Source organism: Flavobacterium sp. ENC, from assembly GCF_020991415.1.
Taxonomy (GTDB): domain Bacteria; phylum Bacteroidota; class Bacteroidia; order Flavobacteriales; family Flavobacteriaceae; genus Flavobacterium.
The window spans coordinates 358,481-369,706 of sequence record NZ_JAJMOY010000003.1 but is presented as its reverse complement, the minus strand read 5'-3'; the positions used below and the strand labels follow the sequence as shown (position 1 = coordinate 369,706).

The 11,226-nt window shown below is 35.9% G+C and carries 11 protein-coding genes; 2 read left to right on the top strand and 9 right to left on the bottom strand.

From position 1 onward, the window contains the following. Positions 1-125 precede the first annotated feature (125 nt). Together LPB89_RS10410 and aroC are read right to left on the bottom strand one after the other, a co-directional pair. A complete protein-coding gene (locus LPB89_RS10410) occupies positions 126-1,406 on the bottom strand; it encodes a dicarboxylate/amino acid:cation symporter (protein WP_230701679.1) in 1,281 nt (426 codons plus the stop codon). A gap of 55 nt (positions 1,407-1,461) precedes the next feature. Next, the gene (gene aroC / locus LPB89_RS10405) at positions 1,462-2,520 is read right to left on the bottom strand and encodes a chorismate synthase (RefSeq protein ID WP_230701678.1); all 1,059 of its coding nucleotides are present in this window, start codon (positions 2,518-2,520) and stop codon (positions 1,462-1,464) included. Positions 2,521-2,708: 188 nt separating this feature from the next. Here aroC and LPB89_RS10400 point away from each other — a divergent pair, with 188 nt between their 5' ends. Both LPB89_RS10400 and LPB89_RS10395 read left to right on the top strand, forming a co-directional pair. Then, positions 2,709-3,533, top strand: coding sequence for a UDP-2,3-diacylglucosamine diphosphatase (locus tag LPB89_RS10400; RefSeq protein ID WP_230701677.1), 825 nt, complete (start codon positions 2,709-2,711; stop codon positions 3,531-3,533). A 120-nt stretch (positions 3,534-3,653) separates the two neighbouring features. Further along, positions 3,654-4,151, top strand: a complete 498-nt coding sequence (locus LPB89_RS10395) for a porin family protein (protein WP_230701676.1) — start codon at positions 3,654-3,656, stop codon at positions 4,149-4,151. A gap of 79 nt (positions 4,152-4,230) precedes the next feature. On the opposite strand, the gene LPB89_RS10390 is transcribed toward LPB89_RS10395, so the two are convergent. From LPB89_RS10390 to LPB89_RS10360, 7 genes are all read right to left on the bottom strand, one after another. Beyond that, positions 4,231-4,653, bottom strand: a complete 423-nt coding sequence (locus LPB89_RS10390) for a protease complex subunit PrcB family protein (protein WP_230701675.1) — start codon at positions 4,651-4,653, stop codon at positions 4,231-4,233. A gap of 23 nt (positions 4,654-4,676) precedes the next feature. Then, entirely contained in the window at positions 4,677-5,813 is a 1,137-nt protein-coding gene (gene bshA / locus LPB89_RS10385) for an N-acetyl-alpha-D-glucosaminyl L-malate synthase BshA (RefSeq protein WP_230701674.1), read from the bottom strand. 354 nt (positions 5,814-6,167) lie between these two features. Beyond that, positions 6,168-6,650 (bottom strand): ABC transporter ATPase, encoded by a 483-nt coding sequence (locus tag LPB89_RS10380; RefSeq protein ID WP_132035213.1) that lies wholly within the window; start codon positions 6,648-6,650, stop codon positions 6,168-6,170. Positions 6,651-6,739: 89 nt separating this feature from the next. Further along, positions 6,740-7,531: a (Fe-S)-binding protein gene (locus LPB89_RS10375; RefSeq protein ID WP_230701673.1), complete on the bottom strand. Its 792-nt coding sequence runs from the start codon at positions 7,529-7,531 to the stop codon at positions 6,740-6,742. A gap of 135 nt (positions 7,532-7,666) precedes the next feature. After that, positions 7,667-9,004: a (Fe-S)-binding protein gene (locus tag LPB89_RS10370; RefSeq protein WP_230701672.1), complete on the bottom strand. Its 1,338-nt coding sequence runs from the start codon at positions 9,002-9,004 to the stop codon at positions 7,667-7,669. Positions 9,005-9,009: 5 nt separating this feature from the next. Continuing rightward, the gene (locus LPB89_RS10365; RefSeq protein WP_230701671.1) at positions 9,010-9,975 is read right to left on the bottom strand and encodes an MlaD family protein; all 966 of its coding nucleotides are present in this window, start codon (positions 9,973-9,975) and stop codon (positions 9,010-9,012) included. A 50-nt stretch (positions 9,976-10,025) separates the two neighbouring features. Further along, positions 10,026-11,153 carry an N-acetylmuramoyl-L-alanine amidase gene (locus LPB89_RS10360; protein ID WP_230701670.1) on the bottom strand — a complete coding sequence of 376 codons (1,128 nt, stop codon included), beginning with the start codon at positions 11,151-11,153 and terminating at the stop codon, positions 10,026-10,028. Positions 11,154-11,226: the final 73 nt, after the last annotated feature.

Sequence of the window (11,226 nt, the reverse complement as noted above, 5' to 3'; positions counted from 1 at the left end):
GAATCGGCTAATTTGATCAAATATACATTTAAAAATAAAAAAAAGCTGTATTTCGCATAAAAATACAGCTTTCTTTTATTTCTGGCCTTTAAAATTGTAAAGATTTTTCTTTCGAAAAAGTATTTTTATTTTTCTAAAGCAATATCCTGTTCCTTATCGTTTTCCCATTGTCCTACAACCGATGTTGCCAAAGCATTTCCTAAAACATTGGTAGCACTCCTGAACATATCACAAAAATGATCAATTGGTAATATCAGTGCAATTCCTTCAACCGGAATATCAAACATTCCGCAGGTTGCCGCAACTACTACAAGACTTGCTCTTGGCACTCCGGCGATTCCTTTACTGGTCAGCATTAAAACCAACAGCATTACCATTTGTGTCCCTAAATCCAGATGTACTCCATAAGCCTGTGCAATAAAAATACTGGCAAAAGTCATGTACATCATACTTCCATCGAGATTAAACGAATATCCTAACGGCAACATAAAGGATACAATTCTGTTTTGTACACCAAAATCTTCTAATTCCTCTGTCAGTTTAGGAAAAACCGCTTCACTGCTTGTTGTCCCGAAGGCAATCACCAATGGTCCGATAATACGTCGTAACAATTCTGTCATTCTTCCTTTCAGGAAAATATAACCCACGATGATCAAAACAACCCATAAAGTGCTTATCCCAATGAGGAATGATCCGAAAAATTTAAAATAAGTAATCGCCAGTTCCTGGAAGTCCCGGATAGCAAATACACCTGCAATGGCACCAAAAACCCCGATCGGAGCAAATTTCATTACATAATTTACCATTTTTAAAACAATATGCGAAGTCTTATCCAGCGCATTGATAACTGGTTTTACAGTACTGCCTAATGATGCAGCGGCCAGTCCGAAAAAGATGGAAAATATTACAATCTGCAGAATTTCGTTGGTTGCCATGGCCTCAATGATACTTTTAGGAACGATATGTTCTACAAAGTTCTCAAAAGAAATTGATTTTGTTTTAGCCGTTACTTCTGATGCTGTTGCAATATCAACATGTGCTAATTTTAGGCCTACTCCCGGTTCTAAAATATTAACATAAAATAATCCGATTAATAATGAAATAAAAGAAGCTGTAAAAAACCAGCCTAAAGCTTTTCCTCCAATTCTTCCCACTGCTTTTATATCTCCAAGTTTAGCAATTCCCACGACAAGTGTAGTAAAAACTAAAGGAGAAATAATCATTTGTACCAGTCTGATAAAAATGGTCGCCAGCATTTTTATTTTATTGCTGAAAGATTGCGCAGCCTCAGGCGAAATCGAATTGTGCAATATAATTCCTAAAATTGCCCCAAGAACCATGGCAATTAAAATCTGCCCTGTTAGTCCTGAAAGAAATGATTTTTTTTTGGTTTCTGTAATTTGCATTAATTTGTTTTTTGTTTATAATTAAAATATAAGACCCTCACTGCCTTACAATTTATTAATATGTTTTGTTGATTAAATAAAAATCAGCCAGAACAATCGCTGCCATTGCTTCAACAATTGGCACTGCGCGAGGTACTACACACGGATCATGACGTCCTTTTCCGGTCATTGGTGTAATATTTCCTTTATTATCTAATGAATCCTGGGTCTGCATGATCGTTGCAACGGGTTTAAAGGCTACCCTGAAATAGATATCCATACCATTACTGATGCCACCCTGAATTCCTCCGGAGAGATTGGTTTTAGTTGTTCCGTCAGGATTGTATAAATCATTATGCTGACTGCCTTTCATTTCAGATCCTGAAAAACCACTACCATATTCAAAGCCTTTTACGGCATTGATAGAAAGCATTGCCTTTCCTAACTCGGCATGTAACTTATCGAAAACAGGTTCTCCTAAACCTACCGGAACATTCTGAATCACGCAGGAAACAACTCCTCCAACGGTATCTCCCTGCTTGCGGATATCACGAATATATTCTTCCATTATCGCTGCCGATTTTTCATCGGGACAGCGCACCGGATTGCTTTCTGTTTTAGAAAAATCCAGTTCCTGATAGGGTGTATCTAAATGAATTGGCCCTACAGAAGAAACGTAGGCATTAATTTTAATTTCCGGCAGCATTTGTTTCGCAATAGCACCCGCTACTACCCTGCTTGCAGTCTCGCGGGCAGAACTCCTTCCTCCTCCGCGATAATCGCGAAAACCATATTTCTGATCGTATACATAATCAGCATGGCTTGGCCGGTAATTGTCTTTTATATGGGAGTAATCATCTGATTTCTGGTTCGTATTCGGAATAATGAAACCAATTGGTGTTCCCGTAGTTTTACCTTCAAATATTCCCGATAAAAACTGAACGCTGTCCGGTTCTTTTCTTTGAGTTACTATTGCGGATTGTCCTGGTTTTCTGCGGGACATTTCCACTTCAATTGCGTCCAGATCAAGTTCTATTCCGGATGGGCAACCGTCAATAATTCCGCCCAAAGCTTCACCGTGGGATTCTCCAAATGTCGTTACTTTATATAGGGTGCCGTAGCTATTTCCTGCCATTGTAATTTGTTTTGAGCAAATGTAAGTTTTATGAATTAAATTAAAAAATTTAAAATTGGTAATATTAAGTAAAGATTAAATTGCTTAAAAATCACAATTTATTAAAATTGTGGTCGATTTGATAACCTTTTCATAAAATATAATACGTTTAAGATTCTTTTATTTGCTAAACTTCAAATCAGGAAAAATTGAAAAAAAGAAATGTTGAACTGGTCATTATTTCAGATGTCCATTTAGGGACATACGGCAGTCACGCCAAAGAACTAAACAACTATTTATCAAGTATAAAACCGAAAACACTTGTCTTAAATGGCGACATTATCGATGCCTGGCAATTTAGAAAATCCTATTTTCCGAAAAATCACTTAAGGGTTATTCAGAAAATAATCGGAATGGCCTCTAAAGGAACAAAGGTGTATTATATCACCGGAAACCACGACGAAATTCTCAGAAAGTTCAGCGACATGAATATGGGGAATTTTGCTTTAGTCGATAAACTAATTCTGGAACTGGACGATAAAAAGGCCTGGATTTTTCACGGGGATGTTTTCGATGCTTCCGTACAACATTCAAAATGGATTGCAAAACTGGGAGGTCTTGGATATGACTACCTGATTCTCCTGAACCGCCTTATGAACTGGTTTTTATCCAAGTTGGGAAGAGAACCTTATTCTTTCTCCAAAAAAATAAAAGCAAGCGTAAAAAAGGCAGTAAAGTTTATTTCTGATTTTGAAACTACTGCAACTGATCTTGCGATTGAAAAAAAATACGACTACGTCATCTGTGGTCATATTCACGAGCCAAAAATAATTCAAAAAGAAAATAAATACGGATCTACCTTATATCTCAACTCCGGGGACTGGGTCGAAAACCTAACAGCTTTAGAATATCATAAAAAACGCTGGAAACTTTTTTCCTATTCACAATCCAATTTTACCGAAGAAGAAAACCTCTTCGAAATGGAAGATATTTTAAGCAATCATCTTATTACTTCTATTCTGAAAAGCAAATAAAATTCAATCTGAATTTCGGCAAAAATACACCTAATGTGAATTATGTAACAATTTAAAATAATTTTATACGTTTTGGTTTTTACAGTAATTGTAAGTTTGAAAAAAATTAATAACCATTTTATGAAAAAAATTATTTTATCTGCCATCATGCTATTAGGTTTAGCTTTTACGGCACAATCACAAGAAATTTCTAAAAATGCTTTAGGAATACGTTTTGGAGACAACAACGGATTTGGAGGTGAAGTATCATATCAATTAGGATTAAATCAAAAAAACAGGTTAGAGTTTGATTTAGGATGGAGAAACAGCCATGATGTAGACGCTATTAAAGGTGTTGCACTTTACCAATGGGTATGGAATATCGATGGTGGTTTCAACTGGTACGCTGGTGTCGGTGGAGGTGTAGCTGCCTGGGATTACGATTACCGTTTCAATAATGACCGATATAATGATAGCGGAACTTATGTTTTTGCTGCAGGGGATATCGGTATCGAATATAGATTTAAAGAGGTGCCTATTACACTATCATTAGATGCAAGACCTGAAATTGGTTCCGGATACTATGATGATGACAATTTTGGATTTGATGTTGGTTTAGGAGTTAAATTCAGATTCTAATAAAAACTAAAAAATAATTGTAAAAAGAAACCTGTCGTTTATAGCGACAGGTTTTTTTATGATGAAAGGTAAGTGAAATCTATTTGATAATAATTTCCTTTTTCGAGCGGATTTTAACTACTGTGTAAGGATAAGTAATCACCTGCATGTTCATGGAATCCGGAGCCGGATTAACTTCTTTTACCGTAATGATGATATTCTTATCTGTTTCTTCTACTTTTTCAATTCCTATTGAATAACCACCGGTATTCTTTTCACCCATATTCAGGATAACGTAATTTGAATTGGCGATATCATCCTGTTTCATTTTATCTTTAAGAAGCGGATCATTTTCCAGCATTTTGATTTCATTTGGCTCGGTCAGAATTTCAAAGAACCTGATATTTCCACCCCCGTCAGACTGCTCCGTTAAAATCTCATAAAGAGCTTTTGAATCCGATGCTTTCTGTACGCCACAAGAAACCAGTGCAAAAACGGCTAAAACTGAAATTACTTTTTTCATTTACGCTTATTTTAAGATGAATGTTAATTTTTATAATCGTCTATCGCTCTTTGGTACAAAGCTTCATATTTCGGTAATATATTTTTGATATCGAATTTTCTGGCCACTTCCAGTGCGTTGGCTTTAAACTGATTTAAAACGGCGTCCTCTTTTAAAATTTTCAGTGCATTTGCAGCCATTTCTTCCACATCTCCCACATTGCTCAGATAGCCTGAAAAACCATCGAAATTTACCTCTGGCAAACCTCCTGAATTACTTGATATTACCGGAACACCACAGGACATTGCTTCCAAAGCGGCCAAACCAAAACTTTCTGTTTCCGACGGAAGCAAAAACAAGTCAGTCATGCATAAGATTTTGTCAATTTCATTACTGTTTCCAAAGAAAATCACTTTATCCAGAATACCTAATTCCTGACATAAAATCTCTGCTTTTTCTTTTTCGGGACCATCACCAACCATCATTAATTTTGCCGGTATTTCTTTCTGGATATTATAGAAAATCTTGATGATATCCGGAATACGTTTCACCTTTCTGAAGTTACTGATGTGTGTGATAATGCGCTCATTTTCCTTTGCCATCACATAACGGTGACAAGGCGCCAGCGGGTCTTTTACCATTTTATCAAGCTCAATAAAATTCGGAATCACCCTGATTTTATTTTTGATTTTGAATAATTTCAAGGTATCATCCTTCAGACTCTGGGAAACCGAGGTCACATAATCCGATTTATTGATACTGAAAGTTACAGCCGGTTTATAGAAAGGATGATTCCCTACTAATGTAATATCTGTTCCATGAAGTGTTGTAATCATCGGAAGGTTAATACCTTCGTTTTTCAGCATTTGCTTTGCCATATAACCCGCATAAGCGTGTGGAATCGCATAATGTACGTGAAGAACTTCGATCTTGTATAATTTCACCATATCAACCAATTTGCTTGACAAAGCCAGCTCATAAGGCTGATAGTGAAAAAGAGGATATTCAGGAACGTTTACTTCGTGATAATGTACATTTGGATTCAGAAGTGCCAGCCTAACGGGCTGACTGTATGTAATAAAGTGTATTTCGTGTCCGCGTCTGGCTAATTCAAGACCTAACTCAGTGGCTACTACCCCACTACCGCCAAAAGTCGGATAACAAACTATTGCTATTTTCATGTATTAAATTTAATACTACGAAAGTACTTAAAAATAGCGTTTAATTGGAGTTTTCAATTGTTAGATTTTTGTGAATAATCGTTTTGTCAGATTATTAGATTGTTGGATTTTGGATTTTGGATTTTGGATTTTGGATTTTGGATTTTGGATTTTGGATTTTGGATTTTGGATTTTGGATTTTGGATTTTGGATTTTGGATTTTGGATTTTGGATTTTGTTAAAACCTGACGGGTTTTGAAAACCCGTCAGGTTTCAGTTTTCCAAAACCTGAAACCTGAAACCTGAAACAAATTAAAACAAAAAAAAAGCACGAAATCTAAATTTCATGCCTCTCTATTTTACTTTTATTATTTCTTAGAAAAAACGACTGTGCCAGCTATCGGCAGCAGGAACTTCCCAGGATTCGTTGTATTCTTCGATATTGTTAACCAGGTTATTGAAAACAATGGTATTTTCAGATACTGATTTATCCTTAACCATTTTTTTAAAATCGATTAGAGGCTTGTGAGCAATATGCTCACCAAGTTTAAAAGTAACGTTCATTTTATCTAACAGATCAACGTTATATTTTTTTTCTAATGCCTGAATAAATTCAACAGAACTATCGATAGAACATCCCGTAGCAGCCTGTACGTCCTGATTAACAGCCAGAATTATAAATCGGTTGTATTTCAGTTCATAGGAAGCTTCAAGACTTGTTCCGTGTGCGGCCCAGCCTTCCACAAAAGTTTTAAGATCGGACTCTATTTCAGAAAATTCCTCATCAGAAAATTTTCTGTTTGATTGATAAATCCAAATTCTGGATTCACCAGGTAAATTTTCAAAAGGGATATACATTTTAATTTTAGATTTTAGATTATTGGATTTTAGATTTCTTAAAGTTTCAAAACTTAGAACCTTAGGATCTTAGCAACTCAGTACCTTAATTACAAATCCTGTGCATTCGCAATTAACTCTGCAATGTCCATTACTTTAACCTGTCCTTCTTTTTCCTTATTTTTAATTCCATCAGTCAGCATCGTATTACAAAACGGGCATCCCGCAGCAATAATATCAGGCTGAACTTCTAACGCGTCTTCGGTACGCAAAACATTTACTTCCTTGTTTCCTGGTTCAGCATCTTTAAACATTTGTGCACCACCGGCTCCACAACATAAACCATTTGATTTGGAACGCTTCATTTCAACTAATTCAACATCCAGTTTCTGAATTAAATCTCTTGGGGCTTCATATACTTTATTGGCTCTTCCTAAATAGCAAGGATCGTGAAAAGTAATTTTCTTTCCTTTAAATTGTCCGCCTTCAACAGTTAGTCTTCCATCATCAATTAATGATTTCAGGAATTCCGTATGATGGATTACCTCATACTGCCCACCCAATTCAGGATATTCATTTTTTAAGGTATTAAAACAATGCGGACAAGCCGTCACTATTTTCTTCGCTTCATAAGCATTCAGCACCTCAATATTCATCATGGCCTGCATTTGAAACAAAAACTCATTTCCGGCACGTTTTGCAGGATCTCCGGTACAACTCTCTTCTGTACCAAGTACTGCAAAAGAAACATTTGTACGGTTTAAAATACGCACAAACGCTTTTGTAATTTTCTTTGCTCTATCATCAAAACTTCCTGCACAACCTACCCAAAACAGAACTTCCGGCTGTTTTCCTTCGGCTAGCATTTCTGCCATTGTTGGAACTATTAAACTTTCTGACATCTTATTTTTTTGTTAAATCGGTTCATCGTTAATTTGGTTAATCGGTAAAAACTCTTTCTTTATGATTACCCACTAAAAAACCTAAAATATTTTCTTATCGGTTAAACGGTTAAATAAATAACCTATTAAGCAATTTTAATTCTCATTTTTCCAGTTCAGCCTGTCCTGCTGATTGTATTGCCAAGGTGCTCCGTTATTCTCAATATTGGTCATCATGGCATTTAATGACATCGGAGCAGCACTTTGTTCCATTACTAAATAACGTCGCATATCCATAATAATAGATAATGGACTGATATTTACCGGACATTCTTCTACACAGGCGTTACATGAGGTACAAGCCCACAATTCTTCCGGTGTAATATAATCGTTCAGCAATGTTTTGTTATCCGGAACAAAAACACCTTTATTGGCATCTATATTTTTTCCTACTTCCTGCAGACGATCCCTTGTATCCATCATAATTTTACGGGGAGACAATTTTTTACCCGTCTGATTCGCAGGACATGCGGACGTACAACGACCACATTCTGTACAGGTATAAGCATTCAGCAGCTGAACCCAGTTTAAATCCTGAACATCACTCGCGCCAAATTTAGCCGGAGCGGCATTTTCGTCAACCGGAGCCGCTGCAAACGGATCTGCATTCGGATCCATCATTAACTTTACCTCCTGGGTAACGGATGCTAAATTGTCAAACTGTCCTTCCGGTTTCAGGTTCGCAAAGTAAGTATTTGGAAACGCTAAAAGAATATGTAAATGTTTTGAAAAATACAGATAGTTCATAAAAACCAAAATACCCGTAATATGCAACCACCAGAATACTTCAGACAGCAACATCACCAATTCATTCGACATACCGTTAAATAGTGGCGCTATAAACTGACTTACCGGAAAACTTCCTGCTTTATGAAAATGTGAAAATCCTCCGGGAACATTTTGCAAATGAAGGTCTGAGGCATTCATCAATAAAAACAAAGTCATCAGAACCATCTCAAAATACAGGATGTAATTGGCATCACTTTTAGGGAATCCGTTTAGGTCGGGATTTATAAAACGTTTCAATCTGATGATATTTCTTCGGATCCAGAACGTAATTACGGCCACTAAAACCAAAAGAGCCAAAATTTCAAATGAAGCAATTAAAACATCATAAACCACACCTAAGTAAGGAGCGAAAATTCTATGGGTACCGAACAAACCATCAATGATGATTTCGAGTAATTCTATATTAATAATTATAAAACCAACATATACAAAAATATGAAGTATACCGGCAACAGGGCGTCTCACCATTTTAGACTGCCCAAGAGCAATCATAGCCATGTTTTTCCAGCGTGCTTTAGAATTATCTTTTCGATTTACATCTACTCCCAGGTTAATGTTTCGGATGATTTTTTTTACGCTCGTTGCAAAAAAACCGAAACCAACTACCAAAAGTATGGCGAATAAAATATTATCTAAATAACTCATATTTATTATTTTTTACTATTTGAATTTGCGTCTTCAGCTGGTGCCACGTATGGTTTGTTTTTCTTTCCAAAAAGAGAAACATTCACATAACGTGTCGGATAAAGGCGGACATCCTGTAGTAATAACTCTAATTCTTTCGAAGTTTTCGCCAGATTATTATACAATGCATCATCGTTTAATAATTTACCGGCCGTACCTTTTCCTGAATTTAAGTTACTCATTATGCCATCTACTTTAGCTAAAGTCTGGTTTAAATTTCTAACTGTTTTTCCTAAATCAGCTTTGTTTAAAGAATCTGATATCTTATTAAAGTTATTGGACATTTTATTGAAGTTGGTCACAACTCCGTTAATCTGACCTTTGTTCGTATCCAGAATAGTGTTAAGCGTTCCGGAAGCCCTGTGGAATTGTTCCATAGTCTGGCTTAATTCTGCCAACGTTTTTTTGATATCTTCCTGCCCTTTTTTGTCCAGCACATTATTCAGTCCCGATACCAGAACATCAATACTTACCAGCATTTTTTCCAGTTTAAGCTGAATTGGTTCAATCTTGCCTCCTAAAGACTCCGTCAGACCCAACTCGACAGCAGGAATAAGTGCCTGACCATCCTCCGCTAATTCCTTATCAGCAAAATTAGGTACAATTTTAATTTGTTTTCCGCCAATTAAACTTGGTGAATATAAAGCTGCGTGACTGGTTTTAGAAATAGGAAAATCGGTTTTTAGCTGAAGTTCAACTAATAATTTTCCTGTTGTTTCATTGATTGTAATTTTAGTAACCTTACCTACTATAAGTCCGTTTAAGGTAACAGGTGCAGATGCTGATAATTCCTCCACATTATCATATTCGACATATAATGTTTTGTAATTCGTAAAAAGGTCTCGGCCTTTTAAAAAACTATAGCCCCAAATAAATAATAAAATTGAAGCGATGACTAAAATAGCCGTTTTAATTTCTCTTGTTATTTTCAAAATTCTAAGTGTTTGTACAAAATTAATATAAATATTCGAACTTGTGGCTTTTATTTAATTGCGTCCTGAATACTGATTTTTTCTCCGTCTTTATATGCAATTAAAAAAGCGGCTCCATACCCTTTACCTTTAGCTTCTTGCAGATATTTTTGTGCTGTTTCGTAACTTGAAGTTTCCTGATAGAAATACTTATATATATTGTTTTCAAATAACATCGTTACATTTTTAAGCCCTTTAAAGTTTTTAGGCTCCAATGGCGTTTTTTTGATACTGGCGATCAGCTGTACTTTAAAGAAAGTCCCTTTAGGCGCAGTTTTTACCGCAGCAGGAGCTTCAACTACCTTTTGTTTTGCCGGTGTTGAAGTATCTTTTGCAGGTCTTTGGTCTGCAATTTCAGGTACTCCTGATCCAAAATATTCCCGCTTATAACTTATGATAGCTTCAGCGATGGCTTTGGCAATGTCATTTTGTCCTTCTTCAGAATTTAAAAGATTGCCTTCTGTCGGATTGGAAACAAAGCCGGTTTCTACCAAAACTCTTGGCATATACGCTTTATGAAGTACCATAAAAGGCGCTTGTTTTACACCTCCCTGACGTAGTTTCTTCCCTAATCTGTCAAAATTATCCTCAATTTTACTGGCCAATGAAATACTGTTGTCCATGTATTCTTCCTGCATAAGTGTCATTCCGATCATTGATTCGGGAGAATTAGGATCGTAACCTTCGTATTTACGCTTGTAATCTTTTTCTAAGGTAATAACGGAGTTCTCTTTCTTCGCAGCTTCAAGATTCGATGCCACTTTACTCAAACCCATTACATACGTTTCGGTTCCGTCTGCTGCCGTATTTTTGTTTGCATTACAGTGTATAGAGACAAAAATATTGGAATTGGCTCTGTTCGCGATATTGGCTCTTTCTACAAGATCAATGAAAACATCTGTCTTACGAGTATAAATAACATCAACATTTGGGCTTTGTTCTAATATCTTCCCAACTTTCAAAACAATCGCAAGAGCAATATTTTTCTCAATCCTTCCACTGTAAACTGCGCCAAAATCGTGATCACCATGTCCCGCGTCAAGTGTCACTTTGAATACATTCGATTGACTGTAAGAACAAAAAGTCGTTATCATTAGAAAAAAACTAAATATTAGTCTAGTTTTGTTACGTATATTCATAAATCTAAAAGTTAATTTTAATAAAATGCAACTGCTATAATTTTTACAATTGATTATTTTTGACAAAAAATTA

Excerpts from the sequence above, each read along its gene's own strand:
- LPB89_RS10410 (WP_230701679.1), bottom strand. The coding sequence starts at position 1,406 with ATGCAAATTACAGAAACCAAAAAAAAATCATTTCTTTCAGGACTAACA.
- aroC (WP_230701678.1), bottom strand. The coding sequence starts at position 2,520 with ATGGCAGGAAATAGCTACGGCACCCTATATAAAGTAACGACATTTGGA.
- LPB89_RS10395 (WP_230701676.1), top strand. The coding sequence starts at position 3,654 with ATGAAAAAAATTATTTTATCTGCCATCATGCTATTAGGTTTAGCTTTT.
- LPB89_RS10390 (WP_230701675.1), bottom strand. The coding sequence starts at position 4,653 with ATGAAAAAAGTAATTTCAGTTTTAGCCGTTTTTGCACTGGTTTCTTGT.
- bshA (WP_230701674.1), bottom strand. The coding sequence starts at position 5,813 with ATGAAAATAGCAATAGTTTGTTATCCGACTTTTGGCGGTAGTGGGGTA.
- LPB89_RS10380 (WP_132035213.1), bottom strand. The coding sequence starts at position 6,650 with ATGTATATCCCTTTTGAAAATTTACCTGGTGAATCCAGAATTTGGATT.
- LPB89_RS10375 (WP_230701673.1), bottom strand. The coding sequence starts at position 7,531 with ATGTCAGAAAGTTTAATAGTTCCAACAATGGCAGAAATGCTAGCCGAA.
- LPB89_RS10370 (WP_230701672.1), bottom strand. The coding sequence starts at position 9,004 with ATGAGTTATTTAGATAATATTTTATTCGCCATACTTTTGGTAGTTGGT.
- LPB89_RS10360 (WP_230701670.1), bottom strand. The coding sequence starts at position 11,153 with ATGAATATACGTAACAAAACTAGACTAATATTTAGTTTTTTTCTAATG.